Here is a 17,626-nt window from a genome sequence, read left to right as displayed (position 1 = left end):
TACCGCCCTATATAGGGCATGGGGACGCGTTGGCCTATCGGCGATCAGGCCGTCCGGCTTTGTCATGACGATCATTCTCATAGGGCTCGGCACCGGCGGTTGCAGCTTTTCCCGCAGTGACAAGAGTGCCTACGCCAAGGCCGACGACAGCGACCTGACCGGCTCGATCTTGCTGCCGGCGAAGGAGGCCGCACCGACCGAGACCGATCTTGCCTTCGCCCGCAACGCCGCCTCGGACGTGCTGAGCAAGGGCGACAAGGATTCCAGCCAGCATTGGGAGAATCCGGAGACCGGGGCGCGCGGCTCGGTGACGCCGATCGCGCAGTCCTATGCCGCCGAGGACGGCCGCAAGTGCCGCGATTTCCTGGCGAGCTATGTCAACGGCAGCACCGAAAGCTGGCTCCAGGGCGCAGGCTGCCAAAGCACCCGTGGCCGTTGGGAGATTCATACGCTAAAGCCGTGGCGGAGCTAGGATTCGGCGCGCGCCCCTAGTTGCAAAAATGCCACTCTCTTCCCACATGAATGCGCAGGTGGGGCGGGGAGCCCTTTGAACAATTCGATTTCTTGAAGGAGACGTGACGGATGCGCGACCCCTATGAGGTCTTGGGGGTGCCGCGGAGCGCCAACGCTGCCGCGATCAAGAGCGCCTATCGCAAGCTTGCCAAGAAGCACCATCCCGACAGCAACAAGGACGACCCCAAGGCCGCCGAGCGCTTCTCCGAGATCAATTCGGCGAACGAGATCATCGGCGACGAGGACAAGCGCAAGCAGTTCGACCGCGGCGAGATCGACGCCGACGGCAAGCCGCGCTTCCAGGGGTTTCCGGGCGGTGGCGGCGGGCCGCGCGGGCGCGCGGGTCCCGGCGGATTCGAAAGCTATACGTTCCGCTCCGGCGGCGCGGGCGGTGGCCCGGGCGGCGGCGCGTTCGAGGACATCCTCAACAGCATGTTCGGTGGCGGGATGCGCGGCGCGCGGCCCGGGGCCGGCGGCGGTGCCCAGTTCGAATTCGACACCGGCGGGGTCGGGCTCGATCTCGACGTCAACGTCGCCATGTCCGTCTCGCTGGAAGAGGCGGTCGGGGGCGGCGAGAAGCGCGTCCGGCTGCCGACGGGCAAGGAGCTCAACGTCAAGATTCCGGCCGGCGTCACCGAGGGCCAGCAGATCCGGCTGAGGGGACAGGGCGAGAGCGCGCAGGGCCATCCGCCCGGCGACCTCCTGATCACCATCAGCATCGCGCCGCACCCGTACTTCAAGGTCGAGGGCGCAGACTTGCGGATCGATCTGCCAGTCACCCTCTATGAGGCGGTGCTTGGGGCTAAGGTCCGTGTGCCCACCCTCGGCAATGCCGTGGAGCTATCGGTCCCCAAGAACACCTCCAGCGGCCGGACCTTCCGTCTCAAAGGTAAGGGCTTGCCGAAATCTGGTGGAACCGGGGATCTCTTCGTCACCATCAGGATTATGCTACCGGACGGGAACGACGCCGAGCTTGAAGCATTGATGGAGAAGTGGCGGGACCAACACCCCTACAATCCACGTAGCGGGCTTGGTTAGGGCTAGTCGGCAGCTGAAGGGGTTTTCCTGAAAGCCTGGAGCATCTCCTGACAGATGATGCTCATCATATGCCTGAGGCGCGAGAGCGCTTCTTGGTTCGTGTGCTCGACGTGTCGGCTGTCCGGCGGGGCAGCCGATAAAAAAGTGCGGCCTCGAGAGGGGGACCAGCGCGGTACCAAAAACCCCAATCGAGGCCGCCTGCGTCGATCGGCGGATCGAACGCTGCTCATTTTCGCGTGATCATCCGGTGCGATAATGAGACGCGCCGATGTCTTGATTCCAAATTTTCAATGACGGAATCGAGGCACCGCGCCTGCGCGGTTGTCTAGGTGCCGTTTTTCTCTGCTTGGTCGTACACGGCCTGCGCCACCTTGGTCAGCCGGTCGCGATCGGCGCCGCCGCCGCTGACGACGTAGCCGACGCCGCGCTCGGACCAGAACAACGCGCCGTCCTTGTCGGTTCTTGCGTAGCGCATTTGCGTCGCACCATTCTCGGTCTTTGCAGTGTAGATCGTGTACCGCTCGCCCGAGGCGCCCTCGTACATCAGGAACGACGCCGGCCCGTTCGGTCCCGGCAAGAGCCGGCCGCCGACGAGCTTGAGCCCGCTCGCCTCCAGGTTCGGCGCGAACACGGTCCAGCCGCAGCGCCTGGTCAGCCAGGCCTGGAGGTGGTCGCGCTCGTTGCCGCCGACTTCGACGGGGTGGCGGACTTCGACGACATAGAGGCGGTGGGCGTCGAGTGCGTCGGTGGTGAAGCTCTGGAAGGTGGAGGGGGCGTTGGCGGCGCCGTGCGCGACCCAGCCGGCCGTGCCGCCGGCGACGAAGGCGACGAGCACCGCTGCGGCGGCGCCATAGAGCCATTGCCGCGGGCGGCGCTCCAGCCGCTCGAGCTCCAGCCGTGCCGGCACCGGCTCCTGGGCGACGGAATCGTAGCGGGCGTGCAGCATCTCGGCCATGGCGCGCCAGGACTGCACGCGCTCGGCATCCTCTGGGTGGGCGGCAAGCCAGGCCTCGACGTCGGCGCGGCGCTCGGCCGGCAGCTCGCCATCGACATAGGCGTGCAGCTCGTCTTCGGTGATGGGAATATTGCGGTCGTTCATATCGGTCGTCTCTGGCTCTGCGGCCCAAAATATCGTTTGCGGTTCAACTGCGCCTCGTCCCTCCACATGCAGGGGACGTGGAACGTGCGATGCATCAACCCTGCCATCATTTCACGCGCCTGAGCGCCGGGCGCTCGCCCTCCAGCGAAGCTTTAACGTGGGCTCTCGCCCGCGCCAGGCGCGACATCACGGTGCCGATCGGCACGCCCTGGATGTCGGCGACCTCTCGGTAGCTCATGCCCTCCAGCATCACCAGCAGCAGCACCGAGCGCTGCTCCTCGACGAGCGTCGCCAGCGCCCTCTCGATGTCGCGCCCTTCGGCTTCGGTCCCGCTTGCATCCGGGTTGTTCTCCGTCAGCTGCGTGAATTGCGGGCGCCGCGCCAGCGAGCGCCGCCGGTTCTTGTTGAGGTTGGTCAGGATCGTGTAGAGCCAGCTCCTGACGTCGCCTCCGAGGAACAGGCGCTCCGAACGCAACGCGCGCACCAGCGTGTCCTGCACCAGATCGTCGGCCGCATCCGCATCGCGCGTGAGCGCGCGGGCGTAACGGCGCAACGCCGGGATCATGGCTTCCACACTCTGGCGAAACGCACTCATGCCGTCTTCGATGTCCTGCCGTTCGGCGCAAGCGCCACAATCATCATAACACCCGAACGGAACGGCTATTCCGGCGCTCGAAACAGCGTTAACGCCGCGTATTAGGACTGTACCGCAAGGGAGGGCTGGTGTACCTCCAGACCTCAACGAGAGCTCGACGGGACGTTCAAAAATGGCGCAGAATTCAGGTCTGATGCAAGGCAAGCGCGGGGTGATCCTCGGCCTTGCCAACAACCGCTCGATCGCCTGGGGCATCGCCAAGGCATGCCACGCGGCCGGCGCCGAGCTCGCCTTCACCTATCAGGGCGACGCGCTGAAGAAGCGCGTCGAGCCGCTCGCCGCCGAGATCGGCGGGCTCGTGCTCGGCCATTGCGACGTCACCGATGCCGCGACCATCGACGCGGCCTTCGCGGTGCTGAAGGAGAAGTGGGGCAAGATCGACTTCCTGGTGCATGCGATCGCCTATGGCGAGCAGCTCGACGGCCGCTACGTCGACACCACGCCGGAGAATTTTTCCAAGTCGATGCTGATCTCCTGCTACTCGTTCACGGCCGTGGCGCAGCGTGCCGAGAAGCTGATGACGGACGGCGGCTCGCTCATCACGCTCTCCTATTACGGCGCCGAGAAGTGGATGCCGCATTACAACGTGATGGGCGTCGCCAAGGCGGCGCTGGAAGCCAGCGTGCGCTATCTCGCCGCCGATCTCGGCGAGAAGAACATCCGCGTCAACGCGATCTCGGCAGGTCCGATCAAGACGCTGGCGGCATCAGGCATCGGCGATTTCCGCTATATCCTGAAGTGGAACGAGAACAACGCGCCGATGCGGCGCAACGTGTCGACCGAGGACGTCGGCGGCAGCGCGCTGTATTTCCTCTCCGACCTCTCGCGCGGCGTCACCGGCGAGGTGCATCACGTCGATTCCGGCTACCACGTGCTCGGTATGAAGCGGCCCGACGCGCCGGACATCTCGTTCGGCGGCAAGGACTAGCATTCAAGATCTGGAATGCCTGTGCCCACGATCTATTATCTTCGCCACGGCGAGACCGAGTGGAATGCGCTCGGCAGGCTTCAGGGCACCAAGGACATTCCGCTGAATGCGCGCGGGCGCGGCCAGGCCGAGCAGGCCGGCAGCATCCTCGCCGATCTCTTCAGGCGCGAGGGCCGCGACAAGGCAGCGCTGCCCTACGTGTCGAGCCCGCTCGGCCGCGCGCGCCAGACCATGGAACTCGCGCGCGGCAAGCTCGAACTGCCGGTGGCGGATTACGCGCTCGACGATCGCCTGCGCGAGATCGGCTACGGCGCCTGGGAAGGGCTGACGCTGGCCGAAAGCGAGGCGACCGATCCCGACATCTATGCCCGGCGCCTTGCCGACAAATGGACGGTAGGCCCCGCGGGCGCGGAGACCTACGCCGATGTGCAGGTCCGCGTGCGTGCCTGGTACGACCAGCTCCGGACCGACACCGTCGCGGTCGCTCATGGTGGCACCTGCCGGGCCCTGATGGTGTCGCTCGGCCTGGAGACCCCCGTCAGCGCCGCCGAGCTCTATATCGAGCAGGGCGCCGTCTACGTGTTCCGCGACGGCCGGCTGGAGAAGTACAGCTAACCTCACTTGCCGTCATTCCGGAGCGCCCGCAGGGCGAATCCGGAATCTCGAGATTCCGGGTTCGATGCTCTGCATCGCCGCGGAATGACGGAACTAGGGTTGAACCCGGTGCTCCGCGGCGCTACGACGTTGACATAAAACGTATATGCAAAAAGTCAGCGCTAGGCGGCATCCGCGATGTCCTTCAACACCTTCGGCCACATGTTCCGCGTTACCACCTTCGGCGAGAGCCACGGGGTGGCGATCGGCTGCGTGGTCGACGGCTGTCCGCCCATGATCCCGCTCACCGAGGCCGACATCCAGCAGGACCTCGACCGCCGCCGGCCGGGCCAGTCGCGCTTCACCACCCAGCGCCAGGAGCCGGACCAGGTGAAGATCCTGTCCGGCGTCATGGCGCATCCGGAGACCGGCGTGCAGGTCACGACCGGCACCCCGATCGGGCTTTTGATCGAGAACACCGACCAGCGCTCCAAGGACTATTCCGAGATCAAGGACAAGTTTCGCCCCGGACACGCCGACTTCACCTATGAGGCCAAATACGGCCTGCGCGACTATCGCGGCGGCGGCCGCTCCTCGGCGCGCGAGACCGCGACGCGCGTCGCCGCCGGCGCCATCGCGCGCAAAGTGCTGCCGGACGTGAAGGTGCGTGGCGCGCTGGTGCAGATCGGCCCGCACAAGATCGATCGCGAGAAGTGGGACTGGGACGAGATCGCCAAAAATCCGTTCTTCTGTCCGGACAAGGACAAGGCCGCCTTCTTCGAGACCTATCTCGACGGCATCCGCAAGAGCGGCTCCTCGATCGGCGCGGTGATCGAGGTCGTCGCTGAAGGCGTGCCGGCCGGACTTGGTGCGCCGATCTACGCCAAGCTCGATTCCGATCTGGCGGGCGCGATGATGACCATCAACGCGGTGAAGGGCGTCGAGATCGGCGCCGGCTTTGGCGCGGCGGAGCTCACCGGCGAGGAGAACGCCGACGAGATGCGCACCGGCAATGACGGCACGCGCTTCTTGTCGAACCACGCGGGCGGCGTGCTGGGCGGCATCTCCACGGGTCAGCCGATCGTGGTGCGTTTCGCCGTGAAGCCGACCTCCTCGATCCTCCAGCCGCGCCTCACCGTCGATCGCAAGGGCGCTGAGACCGAAATTTTCACGAAAGGCCGCCACGACCCCTGCGTCGGCATCCGCGCCGTCCCGGTCGGCGAAGCCATGATGGCCTGCGTGCTGGCCGATCATTTCCTGCGCGACCGCGGGCAGGTCGGGCGCTAGTGCCGCCGTAGGTGTCGCGGTACTAGCCCACCGCGCAGCTTGACGGCGCTACAACTTCGTCCGCAAATGCGGGCATGGAAACCTCCGAGCTCCACCGCATCACCAACTGGCTGATCGACGGCGCGAGGTCGTCGGGAACTCCGGCCGAGATGATCGCCGACGTCTGCGAGCATCTGGTCGAAGCCGGCCTGCCGATATGGCGGTTCGGCATCTTCATCCGCACGCTCCATCCGGAAATCTTCGGCCGCAACTTCATCTGGCGGCAGGGCGGGGAGGTCGAAATCGGCACCGCCGATTTCGAGATCCTGGACACGCCCGAATTCGCCAAGAGCCCGCTCCGGATCGTGTTCGAGCAGGGGGTGGAGGTCCGTGGACGCATCGGCGATCACGACGGCGAGCGGTTTCCGATCCTCAACGACATGCAGGCCGAAGGGGCGACCGACTATGTCGCCGTGCCGATGCCGTTTCTCGACGGCTCGGTTCACGCCACCAGCTGGGTGACACGGCATCCCGGCGGCTTCAGCGACGACCACATCGCTGCCATCCGCTCCATCGTGACGCCGCTGGCGCGCGTCAGCGAGATCATCAGCCTGCGCCGCACCGCCGAGATGCTGCTCGACACCTATGTCGGCAACCGTGCCGGCGCCCGCATCCTCGGCGGCCAGATCCGCCGCGGCCACAACGACACCATGCAGGCCGCGATCTGGCTCTCCGATCTGCGCGGCTTCACCGCGCTGTCGGACCGGCTGCCGGCCGAGACCGTGGTCGAGATCCTCAACCATTATTTCGATTGCCAGGTCGCCGCGATCCGGGGCCATGGCGGCGAGGTGCTGAAATTCATGGGCGACGGCCTGCTCGCGGTGTTCCCGATCGACGAATATGTCGGCGATGCCACCCATGTCTGCACGCGCGTGCTGGAAGCCGCGCGCGAGTCCCGCGCCAGCGTCGAGGCGCTCGCCTTTCCGGTCGGCGACGTCGTCGAGCGCTTCCGCTTCGGCGTCGCGCTCCACGTCGGCAACATCCTCTACGGCAATATCGGCGGCGGCAACCGGCTCGACTTCACCTGCATCGGCCCCGCCGTCAACCTTGCGGCAAGGCTCGAGAAGATCACCGGACGCCTGGGACGGACCGTCGTCGCCTCGGAAGGCTTTGCCAAAGTCTGTCACCACGATTGGCGCGAGCTTGGCGAATTTCCGATCGCGGGATTTTCCAAGGCGCAGCGCGTGTATGGGCTGGCGGAAGAAACGCCGGTGGTGATGGCCTAACGGCCGGCGCCCGCGGCGGCGCTAGCCGTCGCGAACATAAGATTGCTTCAGGCCGAGGGTCAGGACGCTCAAGGTGATCCACAGCCGCAGCATGGCGAAGCTGAAGATGAAGACGAAATAGATCAGGTTCTTGGTGAACTGCGTCGCAGACGAGGTCTGCCAGAAATTCCAGATCGCGGTGCGCACCGCTTCCTGTCCATAGGCGAGGCCGACGTTGACGACGCCGAGCACGATGACGGCGGCGCCGAGCCACAGTCCGCGCCGTGCGAATTCGCCGATCGCGGCAAACAGGTCGACCTTGCCGTCGTCGCGCTCGGCTCGGACGATCATGAGCAGCACGATGGCAGCGATCCATGCGCTCCAGAATCGACCGGGATGGGTGAACTGGTCGAACGCCATGCCGTCGAGGCCCGCCATCAGATGATACGAAGCCTCATAGCCGGCTGCTGCGGCGCTGAGCGCCGCCGCGATCATCACGAGCATGATCCGCCACAGGATGGAGAAGGAGAGCTTGAACTGCTCGCCCAATGTCAGCGTGCCGAGCGAGGATTGGCCGCCCGCCGCCTCAATCGATTGTTGCGCCGTCGCAAAGAAAGCCAGCAGCACCGAAATGTCGGCAATGATGATGGCCGGCAGCGCCACGCCGCCGCCGCCGAACGCGATCACCCGCATCGCCGCCGCCAGGATCAGCCAGGGCAGGGCATGCAGGAGCTTGACCGGACCGAACGAGGTCTCGTGGCGGGCCGGCTTGAGCTCGAGCTGTTTGCGCAGTGCGACTGTCATCGCGCCGTGGTGACACAGGAGATTAAACCTGCGGTAGCGCGGATCGGTAAAATTGGCCCGAAGCGGGCAGGCGGCGCCGTTATTCTTCCGGCTCGGTCGTGAACAGCAGCGGATAGCCCTTGGCGCGGCCGGCATCGGTGGCGCGCGTGGCCTTGGTCTCGGCGACGTCCCTGGTGAACACGGCGACGACGCAGGCGCCCAGCTTGTGCGCGGTAATCATCACCTTGTAGGCCTGATCCTCGGTCATGCGGAACTCGGCCTTGAGGATCATGGTGACGAATTCGCGCGGCGTGTAGTCGTCGTTGATCAGGATGACCTTGTGCAGCTTCGGCCGTTCGACCTTGGTCTTGATCCGCGTCTTCGGCTTGGTGACAGTGTTGTTCATTCCGCCTCCCGGACACGGCGCGCTCGGGGTCCTGCCGCGGCGATCAGCCTGCGGCCTTCGCACCATATTGCAGGACCTGCACCTTCTCCAAGGTGATCAGCCCGCTCGACATCATGCCATCCAGGATGGGCAGGAATGCGTTGATGTTGTCCTCGCTGTCGACGATCTCGATCAACAGCGGCAGGTCTTCCGAAAGCCGCAGGATCTTCGACGTATGCAGCCGGCTCGACTTGCCGAAGCCCATGGGGCCGCGCAGCACGGTGGCGCCGGCAAGGTGCCGCTCGCGCGCCGTCATCACGATCGCTTCATAAAGCGGCTTGCCCTGGAAATGATCGCTCTCGCCGATGAAGATGCGGAGCGAGACAGCCTGATTGGGAATTTGCATGGTCAGCTCCTCGTCAAGCGGTTGTAGCGGCTCGCCATCATATGCCCTGCCCACACCGACACCAGCCAGCAGGCGACTGATGCCGCGATATAGCCGAGCGCCGTGTATTTCATGCCGCCGTGAAACAGGCGGAAGGTCTCCAGGCTGAAGGTCGAAAAGGTGGTGTAGCCGCCGCAGAACCCGGTCATGACGAATTGCCGGTGCTCGGGCCGCGCCAGCAGGCGGCCGTCGGGTCCGGTCAGCGTCGCGTAGAAGCCGATGATCAGCGAGCCCGTGGCATTGATGAAGAGCGTCGCGACAGGGAAGCCCGGCCCGGTGTCGAGCGCGAGACCGACGAGATAACGTGTCAGCCCGCCGACGATGCTGCCGGCAGCAACCCAGGCGTAGAGCATCGCAGCGCGCCAGCGCTCGGCAGAGGAGGGGGAATTCATCTGCCTCTATCCTCCCAGGCTGTCCGCGAGGAGGAAGCCGCAACTGACGGCGGCAAGGCACAGCCCGACCGAGGCCACGACGTTGCCGAGTGCGTGCATCGGCTCGCCATTGCGAGCGAGCGTCAGCGTTTGCAGGCTGAACGAGGACACCGTGGTGTAGCAGCCGAGAAATCCGGTCACCGCGAACAGCCACGGATTCGGCGAGGCGAAGGCCGAGCCGGGATGGGTTGCCAGCGCGCCAAAGATGCCGATCAGGAAGGCGCCGGTGACATTGATGGTCATCGTGCCCCACGGAAACGTCTCGCCCAGCCGCCGCGCGATTGCGCCGGACACGAAATAGCGAGCGCAGCCGCCGAGCACGCTGCCGATCACGATTGCAAACACTCCGCTCAGCACGATGAGCAGCCCCCCGCCATCACTTGTCCTCCGTTGCCAGACCGTTGCCGACGGCCAATAGCCCCATGAGCGCGACCAGCGCGAAGCCGAGCCCGGCCAGGAACGTGCCCATCGGACCATAGGCGTCCCACAGCGCGCCGGCGATCACGCTCGCGGCCAGCAAGGCAAGGCCGGTGAACAGGTTGAAATAGCCGAAGGCGGTGCCGCGCAGGCTTGGCGGCGCGGCGTCGGCGACGAGGGCCGAGAGCAGGCCTTGCGTCAGCCCCATATGCAGCCCCCACAGCACGACCCCGAGTGCGAGGCCTCCGAGGCTCGGCAGCAGCGCGAGCGCGAGATCGGCACCCGCAAGGAACACGAGGCCGAGCGCGAGCAGGCCGCTACGATTGATCCGGTCCGACAGCACGCCGGCCGGATAGGCCGACAGCGCGTAGACGATGTTCATCAGCACCAGCACCGCCGGCACCCACATCGCATTCAGCCCGATGTTCTGGGCGCGCAGGATCAGAAAAGCCTCGCTGAAACGCGCAAGCGTGAACACGATGCCGACCGCCACGACACGCCAGTACATGGAACCGAGCTGCCGCATCGCGGCAACGTTGAGCGGGTTCTTCGCAGGCTCGCGACTCGGGTCCGGCTCCGGCTCGTTCACGGCGAACGCAATCAATCCGAACGACAGGAACGCCGGCAGCACGGCGACCCAGAACACCAGGGCAAAATTGTCCGCCGTCCACCACATCAGGCCGATCGCGACGAGCGGCCCGACGAAGGCGCCGATGGTGTCGAGCGACTGCCGCAGGCCGAAGCTGGCGCCGCGCAGGCCCGTGGGCGCGATGTCGGCGATCAGCGCATCGCGCGGCGCGCCGCGGATGCCCTTGCCGATGCGGTCGATGAAGCGCGCCGCCACCAGCCATCCGACGCTGGGCGCGAGCGGGAACAGCGGCTTGGTGAAGGCGGCCAGCCCATATCCGAGCGCGGCGAGCAGCTTGCGGCGGCCGAGCCAGTCCGACAGCGCGCCGGAAAAGATCTTCGTGATCGAGGCCGTCGCCTCCGCAATGCCCTCGATGAAGCCGACAGTCAGCGTCGAGGCGCCGAGCACGGTGACGAGATAGACCGGCAGCAGCGCGTGGATCATCTCGGAGGAGATGTCCATCAGCATGGAGACGAAGCCGAGCACCCAGATCCCCCTGGGCAGCCCGCGACGTGCAGCATTCGGTGTCGTCGTCGTCACGCCGTGAACTTCTCCTTGGCCTTCACGGCCGCCTTCTGCCTTCGTCACCAGGCAACAAAAAACCCGCCATCGGCGGGTTTGTCCATGCTCCCGCCAAAGGCAGAGGCTTCGAGATTGCCCCTCCTCGAGCAGGAGTCATCAGCCCACTGCGATCATCGACCGCCGGGCGGTTGTCGGGGGACTCCATCCCCATCTGTGCGGCCAGCCTAGCATGGAAATCGCGCCGGACAAGTGGGCGGGGCGCTCTGTCCAGTGGCTCGGCGTTCCGGCCGCGCTGCACGAGACGCGGCACGACGGCGTCAGCGCTCGCGCCTGTCCAGCGGCGCGAGCGCGGCAACACGGCGGCAGCTTTGCGTTAAGCAACGCAAATCTCTAACTCGAATGTGAAGCGCAGGCGATCTTCGCCCTTTGCGGCAAGGCGATTGCATGTCACCATCGCGTCATACGACGGGAGGCTGCGATGCGCGTGCTGTTCTCGATCGGGGCTGTGCTGGTGGCCGGCATGTTCGCCGGAGGGGACGTCGCGGGCATCGCGGCACCAGGACCCAAATTTGAATCGCCTACAAGCCGGCAGCGGCTGGCGGCCGACGGGGACGCGCAGACAGTCGATGTCGAATTGATCCTCGCGGTCGACGTCTCCTACTCCATGGACATGGACGAGCTTGCGATCCAGCGCGAGGGTTACGCGCAGGCGATCCAGTCGAAGGAATTCCTGCAGGCGCTGAAGATGGGGCCGAACGGCCGGATCGCGGTGACCTATTTCGAATGGGCGGCCTCCACCGACCAGAAGATCATCATTCCCTGGCGCTTGGTCGACGGACCGGAGACCGCGGACGCGGTCGCCGCCGAGATCATGAAGACGCCGATCCGGCGTGCCTCGCGCACCTCGATCTCCGGCGCGATCTCGTTCGCGATGCCGCTGTTCGACGAGGATCCGTATCGGGGTCTGCGCCGCGTCATCGACATTTCCGGCGACGGCCCCAACAACAATGGCGGCCCGGTCACGGTGGCGCGCGACGCCGCGCTTGAGAAGGGCATCGTCATCAACGGCCTGCCGATCATGGTCAAGGAGCCGTCCTATTCGACCATGGATATCGACAATCTCGACCTCTATTACGAGGACTGCGTGGTCGGCGGTCCCGGCTCCTTCGTCATCTCGATCAAGGACCGTGAGAAGTTCAAGGAAGCGATCCGCACCAAGCTGCTGATGGAGGTCGCGGGCCGCACGCCGGAGCGTCCCGTGGTGCGCGTTGCCGACAAAGACAAGGAGCCGCGCGTCAACTGCCTGATCGGCGAGAAGATCTGGTCGGACCGCTGGGGGCGCTAGATCCCGGCTGAGACCTTTTGCCCGCCTCAGCGGGTGGTCGGGTTTAACGGCTCGTTAACCGGTGCATGGCCCTAATCGGATAGTTTCTGTTCGTTCCGGCCGGCATCATGACATTGCCGGAGCGAGTGAAAGCGGGGTCGTCAGACCCGTTCCCGAGCAATCCAATGGCCATCGTCACATCGAGCACCAGCCAGATTTCTCCCGCCAACGAGCGGGTGTATCACCAGAGTGCTCTGGTCGGTGACTGGAAGGGCAATTGGGTGGGCAACAACCAGGACGTCAGCTTCAAGGTCGTGAACATCCGTGGTGCTCGGGCACAGGTCGAGTACACTCATAACGGGCACACCGAACGCGGCTTTGGCGAGGTCCAGGGCTCGTTGATCACCTTTGGCGGGGTCACGGTCGGCACCAAGGACGGCAAGAACATGGTGCTCCTGTTCTCCGTGGGAGGCGCCGGCAAGCAGACCGCCAATCTCGAGAAGCAGGCGCCGCCGGCCTCCGACAGCCGTCTCATGGGAAGCTGGGGCGGCTATTCCAGCGACAATGGCAAGAGCGCGAGCTTCAAGGTGCTCTCCGTCGACGGCAAGGAAGCGCAGGTCAGCGTCACCACCGACGGCATCACCCGCCAGGGCACCGGCTACGTCTACAAGAACGTCATCATGTTCGGCCAGGCGCAGATCTCGACCGACGACGGGCAGAACGGCAAGATCATCTACCAGGTCGGCACCAAGTCCTTCATGGTGCCCGTGACGAAATATCCGCCGGCGGATACCTCGTCGTCCGTCGACAAGACCGCCTGAACGCACGCCTCTCGGCGCGGCAAGCCGTCCTCACCATTTTGGCGCCCGCTTCTCCACGAACGCCCTCAATCCTTCCTGGGCCTCGTCAGACGTCGCAACGTTGCAGAAATCGTCGACGGCGCTTGCAATGCTGCGCCGGTAGTCGAGATCGATCTGGCGCATGAAAGCGGCGCGGCCCATCCGCAGCACTGCGGCCGATTTACCGGCGAACTGCGCAGCGAGCTTGCCGACCTCGGCCTCGAGCTCCGCATCCGCGACGACGCGGTTCACCACGCCGAGCTCGCGTGCTTCCGTGGCGCTGAAGACGCGGCCGGTGAACAGCAGCTCGAATGCGCGGTGACGTCCGACGATGCGCGGCAGATGCGCGTAGTGGATCGCGGGAATGACGCCGACGTCGATCTCGGGATAGCCGAACGTCGCGCTCTCGGATGCCAGCACCACGTCGCAGGACACCGCCATGGTCATGCCGCCGCCCCGCGCCGCGCCGCCAACCGCGGCGATCGAGGGTTTTCCGAGCCCGTACTGGGCATCGTAGAGGTCGATATAGAGCGCCTGGAGGAATTCGCGGATCTGGGTGCCGGATTTGCCGAGCAGGATGTCGAGGTCGAGGCCCGCCGAAAAGCGCTTTGCAATTGCGCTCGCCAGGACGACGACGCGCGCATCGTCGTCGGCAGCACGTTGGAACGCGCCCACCACCGCGCGGATGACCTCGAGGCTCAGCGCGTTGACCGGCGGCCGACGCAGCGTGATGCGGGCGACGTTGCCGACGAGTTCGTAAGCGACGGGATTGTCAGATGTCACCGGGGTCTCCATGGCGCCACTATTTCGCGGCAAGCGGCGGCAGCGGGGGCACGCTGTCGTTCGGCGCTTCGGCCTGCATCGTGATCAGCGTCATCGAGACCAGGTCGTAATAGCCGATCAGGCCGATGATATCCATGATGCCGCGCTCGCCGAATTTCTGCTGCGCGGCGCGGTAGACGTCGTCGGTGACCTTCCTGTCGCGATAGAGTGCCATCGCGAGGTCGTACAGGGCGGCTTCATCGTCCTTCATCGCCTTCGGCCGCACACCGTTCGCGACGTCCTTGGCGACATCAGGGTCGAGCCCGGCTTTCATCGCGAGCGGATAATGCGCGAACCATTCATATTGCGCCGTCCACTGCCGTGCGGTGATCAGGATGGCGAATTCGCTGAGGCGCGCCGGCAGCGACGAATTCCAGCGCAGATAGTCCGACATCGCCGAGAGCTTTGGCGCCAGCTCGGGGTTGCGGATATAGGCGCGGTAGGGCGGGTTGACGAATTTGGCGTTGCGCGGCGGCACCGCGATCGCGTCCGCCCATTCCTTCTGGGGCGGCGTGAGTTCGTCGGCCTTCAGCGGCGCGAAGCGGGTCGGCTCGGCTGCGCGGCCGACGCCGGAGACCGTTACAGCGAACAGCGCAGCCAGCGCCAGGCCGAGATATTTCATCGTCATCCTCCCATTGCGGCGGACTCACGCCGCCTCGTTCGATCGCAAGCTTACGTTGCGATGCGACCATGGCAAGGATGTCAGCGCCGGGCGAGGCTGCGGCATTGGCATGGCCGTATGCCGTGTCGACGCTCCCGGTGCGTGATGGAGATCAGACCCGTGCCTCCAGGATCAGGTTGAAGGGCGTTTCGGCGGCGCGGCGGAAGCGCGACAGGCCACCTTCGGCGGCGACCTTGCGCAGCCTTGCCTCGCCGGCCTGAGCGCCGAGCGCGAGGCCGACCTCCTGATCGAGCGAGGCCGGCGTGCAGATCATGGTGGACGCGGCGTAGTAGACGCGCCCGACCGGGTTGAGATTGTCCTCGAGGCGGTCGCCGGCGAACGGCTCGACCAGCATGCAGGTGCCGTCATTGGCCATGGATTTCCGCACATGGCTGATGGCGCCGACGGGATCGCCCATGTCGTGCAGGCAATCGAAGAAGCAGACGAGATCGTATCCCTCGGCCGGATAGGACTTGGCCGAGTGCACCGCGAAGGTGACACGGTCGCCCAGCTTTGCTTCAGCTGCCGCCTTTCGCGCCGCCTCGATCGAGCCCTCGTGATAGTCGAAGCCGTAAAAGCGGGAGTTGGGAAAGGCCTCCGCCATCAGCCGGGTCGAGACCCCGTGTCCGCAGCCGACGTCGGCGACCTTGGCGCCGCGCTTCAGCTTGTCCACGACGCCGTCGAGCGCGGGCAGCCATTCCTGCACCAGATGATGCATGTAGCCGGTCCGGAAGAAGCGGGCCGTGCCGCAGAACAGGCACTCGCTGCGCCGGTTCCAGCCGACACCCTTGCCGCTTCTGAACGCGTCCGTGACCTTCGGTTCGTCGAGAAATGCCGCGGCAATGACATTGCCGACCGCGCCGAGGAACACCGGGCTATCCTGGTCGGCAAGCGCCATCGCCTGCTCCGGCAGCATCGAGAATTTTCCCGAAGCGGCATCATATTCGACGTAGCCGGATGCCGCCTGGCTTGAGAGCCATTCGCGGACATAACGCTCCGCCGTTCCGGTCGCGCTCGCCAGCTCCGCGGAGCTCATGGGCCCCTTGGCGGCGAGGGCGCGGTAGAGGCCGAGCTTGTCGCCGAGCAGGACCAGCGATGCGTTCATCGCCGCCCCGACCTCGGTGATCATCTTGCCCATAAAGGCATTCAACCTGTCGGAATTGACCTCCATGACAGCCTCCATCCAGTGTCTGGCATTTTCAAAGGTCTGCGCAATTGCGCGTTACGGGACTGCTTCACGCCATCGCGATCAAGGCGACGGCCCGGCTTGCACGTCCTTTAAATGGGTCAATCCGGGGCGAGGGAGGTTCAACGCGTCAGGACGAGGCGATCCCGGGAACTGGATGGCGCGATCGGCGGCATTGCATCGCTGGCATTCGCACGGTCCGGCGCGTATAATTTATGAGCTTTCCTGACGGTTACCTGAATGCCCGGTCTTCCACGTTCATGCGGTCTTGCAGCCATTTTCGCGGTGCTCTGCCTCGGCGGAATCCCCGCGCATGCGCAAGTGGCGCCCTTGCAGTATTGGATCCCGGGTGGGCCTTTCGGCTCCGGCGGCAACGCCGTCCAGAGCTCGGAGGGCTACGGCAATTTTCCGAGCTTCAATGGCGGCGATGCGGGCGGAGGCTACGATTTCCGTCCCGGTTTCTTCGTCGGGAGCCAACACGGCAATCTTGGCATGAGCGGCCTCAGCCAGCCCGCGCCGGCCGGCAACTTCAGTGCGCTCTCTTATGACGGCACGCAGTTCGGCTACAACACCAAGACTGCGGGCGGCATGCCCGTCACGTTCTTTGCCGGCTTCGATACGCTGAAATACAATGGCGGCATCGGCAGCTCGCTTGCGCCGCTGACCTCCGGCGTTTCGCCCGGTTACGGCGCATTCGCGGGTGTCGAGTTCAAGCCGACCTCCAACCTCAGCCTGTCGTTCGGCGCCGGTTTCACCCAGCAGGATTCCGGCCGCATGGACAGCGACATCAGATCGAACATGCTACCCGGTGAATCGCCGGCATTGAGCGGGCTGCGGCGCTGAGGGGCACCGCGTCACAGCCATCACGACAAGCCAGCCACCAGCGGACGTTGCAGGTGCTTGGCCATCAGTTCCGCCGCTTCGGCGTAACGCCGCGTTTCCAGGACGTCGAGCAGGCGCAAGTGCTCGCGCACGTGTCGCCGCATGCCATCGCGATCGGCGAAGCTGCGGTAGGCGAACAGGCGTCTGATCGAGTTCACGCGCCTGAGCGCCTCAAGAAAGAAGGGATTGCCGGCGCCGCGGATGATCTCCTCATGGAATTCGCAGCCGGAGTGAAAGACCTCGCTGATCGTCATCTTTTCAAGTTCGCCTTCCAGAATGCGTAGCTGGCGCTCGCGCAAGCGTGCAATCACCTCCTCCGGCAACATGAAGTCGGGCTGCGCGATTGCCGCCGGCTCGATGACCGCCCGAAACGCCGTCGCCTTGGCCAGTGCTTCGGGGCTGGATAGAGTCTCCGCGAAGCGCCAGCCATAGCCCGGCAGACGAGCGATCCATCCCTCGGCCGCAATGCGGTCGAGCAACCGTTGCAGCTCGGCCCGGCTCAGATCATAGCGTCGCATCAGCTCCGCCTCGGTGACGTCCGCCGAGAGGCGGCTTGCGAGCACGTCGCTGGCGATGGTCGCATACACCTGCTCGCTGCGCCTGACTGCCGCCAATGCCGGCTGGGCTGCGCCGCTTGTCGGATTCTTGGCCAGCACGAAGCCGCGGTGCGGTTCGCCGCGCGCCAGCCCCGCCGCTTCCAGAGCCTTCAGGCCGAGCCGGATCGGCGCACGCGAAAGATCCAGCGCGTCCGCAAGCCTTTGTTCGATCAGGCGATCGCCGGCCTTCATGCCGTCGCGCCGGGCGAGCGCCATGATCAAGCCGGCGAGGTGCTCGGCACGCTCGGAACCGCTGTTCTTAGCGGCGGCCTGTCGGGAACTGTCAGAGGTGGTCATTGCTATGCACGCAAAGATTGGGTCTTGACAGACTGTCCCATAGATTGTTC

At 65.4% G+C, this 17,626-nt stretch carries 21 protein-coding genes and 1 riboswitch; of the genes, 9 read left to right on the top strand and 12 right to left on the bottom strand.

The annotated features are described in order from the left end of the window. The first annotated feature begins 64 nt into the window (after positions 1–64). Together RAD15_RS32070 and RAD15_RS32065 are read left to right on the top strand one after the other, a co-directional pair. Positions 65–472 (top strand): RT0821/Lpp0805 family surface protein, encoded by a 408-nt coding sequence (locus RAD15_RS32070; RefSeq protein ID WP_458182419.1) that lies wholly within the window; start codon positions 65–67, stop codon positions 470–472. Positions 473–582: 110 nt separating this feature from the next. Continuing rightward, entirely contained in the window at positions 583–1,551 is a 969-nt protein-coding gene (locus tag RAD15_RS32065; RefSeq protein WP_458182417.1) for a DnaJ C-terminal domain-containing protein, read from the top strand. A gap of 325 nt (positions 1,552–1,876) precedes the next feature. Here RAD15_RS32065 and RAD15_RS32060 read toward each other — a convergent pair whose 3' ends face one another. Next, positions 1,877–2,650: an anti-sigma factor family protein gene (locus RAD15_RS32060; protein WP_458182415.1), complete on the bottom strand. Its 774-nt coding sequence runs from the start codon at positions 2,648–2,650 to the stop codon at positions 1,877–1,879. 106 nt (positions 2,651–2,756) lie between these two features. Next, a complete protein-coding gene (locus tag RAD15_RS32055) occupies positions 2,757–3,245 on the bottom strand; it encodes a sigma-70 family RNA polymerase sigma factor (RefSeq protein ID WP_015687803.1) in 489 nt (162 codons plus the stop codon). 172 nt (positions 3,246–3,417) lie between these two features. On the opposite strand from RAD15_RS32055, the gene fabI reads away from it, so the two are divergent. The 4 genes from fabI to RAD15_RS32035 all read left to right on the top strand — a co-directional run bounded on the left by fabI (position 3,418) and on the right by RAD15_RS32035 (position 7,379). Next, the gene (gene fabI / locus RAD15_RS32050; RefSeq protein WP_458182413.1) at positions 3,418–4,233 is read left to right on the top strand and encodes an enoyl-ACP reductase FabI; all 816 of its coding nucleotides are present in this window, start codon (positions 3,418–3,420) and stop codon (positions 4,231–4,233) included. A 15-nt stretch (positions 4,234–4,248) separates the two neighbouring features. Further along, complete coding sequence (locus tag RAD15_RS32045) at positions 4,249–4,848, top strand: histidine phosphatase family protein (RefSeq protein ID WP_458182412.1); 600 nt, start codon at positions 4,249–4,251, stop codon at positions 4,846–4,848. A 177-nt stretch (positions 4,849–5,025) separates the two neighbouring features. Continuing rightward, positions 5,026–6,114 (top strand): chorismate synthase, encoded by a 1,089-nt coding sequence (gene aroC / locus RAD15_RS32040; protein ID WP_458182410.1) that lies wholly within the window; start codon positions 5,026–5,028, stop codon positions 6,112–6,114. Between the two features lie 74 nt (positions 6,115–6,188). Continuing rightward, complete coding sequence (locus RAD15_RS32035) at positions 6,189–7,379, top strand: adenylate/guanylate cyclase domain-containing protein (RefSeq protein WP_458182408.1); 1,191 nt, start codon at positions 6,189–6,191, stop codon at positions 7,377–7,379. Positions 7,380–7,400: 21 nt separating this feature from the next. Here the strand turns inward: RAD15_RS32035 and RAD15_RS32030 are convergent, their stop codons facing one another. The 6 genes from RAD15_RS32030 to RAD15_RS32005 form a co-directional block, all read right to left on the bottom strand. After that, entirely contained in the window at positions 7,401–8,162 is a 762-nt protein-coding gene (locus RAD15_RS32030; RefSeq protein ID WP_458182406.1) for a hypothetical protein, read from the bottom strand. Between the two features lie 79 nt (positions 8,163–8,241). Further along, positions 8,242–8,547 carry an ATP-dependent Clp protease adapter ClpS gene (gene clpS / locus RAD15_RS32025; protein ID WP_458182404.1) on the bottom strand — a complete coding sequence of 102 codons (306 nt, stop codon included), beginning with the start codon at positions 8,545–8,547 and terminating at the stop codon, positions 8,242–8,244. Positions 8,548–8,590: 43 nt separating this feature from the next. Continuing rightward, a complete protein-coding gene (locus tag RAD15_RS32020; protein ID WP_458182402.1) occupies positions 8,591–8,932 on the bottom strand; it encodes a DUF190 domain-containing protein in 342 nt (113 codons plus the stop codon). A 2-nt stretch (positions 8,933–8,934) separates the two neighbouring features. Continuing rightward, positions 8,935–9,363, bottom strand: a complete 429-nt coding sequence (gene crcB, locus RAD15_RS32015; RefSeq protein ID WP_458182401.1) for a fluoride efflux transporter CrcB — start codon at positions 9,361–9,363, stop codon at positions 8,935–8,937. A gap of 6 nt (positions 9,364–9,369) precedes the next feature. After that, positions 9,370–9,759, bottom strand: a complete 390-nt coding sequence (crcB, locus tag RAD15_RS32010) for a fluoride efflux transporter CrcB (protein WP_458182399.1) — start codon at positions 9,757–9,759, stop codon at positions 9,370–9,372. A 19-nt stretch (positions 9,760–9,778) separates the two neighbouring features. Next, positions 9,779–10,987: an MFS transporter gene (locus RAD15_RS32005; RefSeq protein ID WP_458182397.1), complete on the bottom strand. Its 1,209-nt coding sequence runs from the start codon at positions 10,985–10,987 to the stop codon at positions 9,779–9,781. Positions 10,988–11,109: 122 nt separating this feature from the next. Next, positions 11,110–11,187: riboswitch (Fluoride riboswitch) on the bottom strand. A gap of 260 nt (positions 11,188–11,447) precedes the next feature. Here RAD15_RS32005 and RAD15_RS32000 point away from each other — a divergent pair. Together RAD15_RS32000 and RAD15_RS31995 are read left to right on the top strand one after the other, a co-directional pair. Continuing rightward, on the top strand, positions 11,448–12,314 hold the full coding sequence (locus tag RAD15_RS32000) for a DUF1194 domain-containing protein (RefSeq protein WP_458182396.1): 867 nt from the start codon (positions 11,448–11,450) through the stop codon (positions 12,312–12,314). Between the two features lie 164 nt (positions 12,315–12,478). Further along, positions 12,479–13,114 (top strand): hypothetical protein, encoded by a 636-nt coding sequence (locus RAD15_RS31995; RefSeq protein ID WP_458182395.1) that lies wholly within the window; start codon positions 12,479–12,481, stop codon positions 13,112–13,114. A 30-nt stretch (positions 13,115–13,144) separates the two neighbouring features. On the opposite strand, the gene RAD15_RS31990 is transcribed toward RAD15_RS31995, so the two are convergent. The 3 genes from RAD15_RS31990 to RAD15_RS31980 form a co-directional block, all read right to left on the bottom strand. Continuing rightward, entirely contained in the window at positions 13,145–13,915 is a 771-nt protein-coding gene (locus RAD15_RS31990) for an enoyl-CoA hydratase/isomerase family protein (RefSeq protein ID WP_458182393.1), read from the bottom strand. A gap of 19 nt (positions 13,916–13,934) precedes the next feature. Then, on the bottom strand, positions 13,935–14,576 hold the full coding sequence (locus RAD15_RS31985; protein WP_458182392.1) for a carboxymuconolactone decarboxylase family protein: 642 nt from the start codon (positions 14,574–14,576) through the stop codon (positions 13,935–13,937). A gap of 151 nt (positions 14,577–14,727) precedes the next feature. Beyond that, positions 14,728–15,786 carry a class I SAM-dependent methyltransferase gene (locus tag RAD15_RS31980; protein WP_458182391.1) on the bottom strand — a complete coding sequence of 353 codons (1,059 nt, stop codon included), beginning with the start codon at positions 15,784–15,786 and terminating at the stop codon, positions 14,728–14,730. Between the two features lie 255 nt (positions 15,787–16,041). Between RAD15_RS31980 and RAD15_RS31975 the strand changes: the two genes are divergently transcribed. After that, positions 16,042–16,644 (top strand): hypothetical protein, encoded by a 603-nt coding sequence (locus RAD15_RS31975; protein ID WP_458182390.1) that lies wholly within the window; start codon positions 16,042–16,044, stop codon positions 16,642–16,644. Between the two features lie 20 nt (positions 16,645–16,664). On the opposite strand, the gene RAD15_RS31970 is transcribed toward RAD15_RS31975, so the two are convergent. After that, entirely contained in the window at positions 16,665–17,495 is an 831-nt protein-coding gene (locus tag RAD15_RS31970) for a GntR family transcriptional regulator (protein ID WP_458182521.1), read from the bottom strand. Positions 17,496–17,626: the final 131 nt, after the last annotated feature.

The sequence above is a fragment of the Bradyrhizobium sp. 14AA genome (genome assembly GCF_054185205.1).
Note: the sequence above shows the minus strand (reverse complement) of the source record. Positions and strands in the feature narration are given on the sequence as shown.

Excerpts from the sequence above, each read along its gene's own strand:
- RAD15_RS32020 (WP_458182402.1), bottom strand. The coding sequence starts at position 8,932 with ATGCAAATTCCCAATCAGGCTGTCTCGCTCCGCATCTTCATCGGCGAG.
- clpS (WP_458182404.1), bottom strand. The coding sequence starts at position 8,547 with ATGAACAACACTGTCACCAAGCCGAAGACGCGGATCAAGACCAAGGTC.
- aroC (WP_458182410.1), top strand. The coding sequence starts at position 5,026 with ATGTCCTTCAACACCTTCGGCCACATGTTCCGCGTTACCACCTTCGGC.
- crcB (WP_458182401.1), bottom strand. The coding sequence starts at position 9,363 with ATGAATTCCCCCTCCTCTGCCGAGCGCTGGCGCGCTGCGATGCTCTAC.
- RAD15_RS32000 (WP_458182396.1), top strand. The coding sequence starts at position 11,448 with ATGCGCGTGCTGTTCTCGATCGGGGCTGTGCTGGTGGCCGGCATGTTC.
- RAD15_RS31970 (WP_458182521.1), bottom strand. The coding sequence starts at position 17,495 with ATGGCGCTCGCCCGGCGCGACGGCATGAAGGCCGGCGATCGCCTGATC.
- RAD15_RS31985 (WP_458182392.1), bottom strand. The coding sequence starts at position 14,576 with ATGAAATATCTCGGCCTGGCGCTGGCTGCGCTGTTCGCTGTAACGGTC.
- RAD15_RS31980 (WP_458182391.1), bottom strand. The coding sequence starts at position 15,786 with ATGGAGGTCAATTCCGACAGGTTGAATGCCTTTATGGGCAAGATGATC.
- RAD15_RS32030 (WP_458182406.1), bottom strand. The coding sequence starts at position 8,162 with ATGACAGTCGCACTGCGCAAACAGCTCGAGCTCAAGCCGGCCCGCCAC.
- RAD15_RS32065 (WP_458182417.1), top strand. The coding sequence starts at position 583 with ATGCGCGACCCCTATGAGGTCTTGGGGGTGCCGCGGAGCGCCAACGCT.
- RAD15_RS31995 (WP_458182395.1), top strand. The coding sequence starts at position 12,479 with ATGGCCATCGTCACATCGAGCACCAGCCAGATTTCTCCCGCCAACGAG.
- RAD15_RS32035 (WP_458182408.1), top strand. The coding sequence starts at position 6,189 with ATGGAAACCTCCGAGCTCCACCGCATCACCAACTGGCTGATCGACGGC.
- RAD15_RS32045 (WP_458182412.1), top strand. The coding sequence starts at position 4,249 with ATGCCTGTGCCCACGATCTATTATCTTCGCCACGGCGAGACCGAGTGG.
- fabI (WP_458182413.1), top strand. The coding sequence starts at position 3,418 with ATGGCGCAGAATTCAGGTCTGATGCAAGGCAAGCGCGGGGTGATCCTC.
- RAD15_RS31975 (WP_458182390.1), top strand. The coding sequence starts at position 16,042 with ATGCCCGGTCTTCCACGTTCATGCGGTCTTGCAGCCATTTTCGCGGTG.
- RAD15_RS32070 (WP_458182419.1), top strand. The coding sequence starts at position 65 with ATGACGATCATTCTCATAGGGCTCGGCACCGGCGGTTGCAGCTTTTCC.
- RAD15_RS32060 (WP_458182415.1), bottom strand. The coding sequence starts at position 2,650 with ATGAACGACCGCAATATTCCCATCACCGAAGACGAGCTGCACGCCTAT.
- RAD15_RS32055 (WP_015687803.1), bottom strand. The coding sequence starts at position 3,245 with ATGAGTGCGTTTCGCCAGAGTGTGGAAGCCATGATCCCGGCGTTGCGC.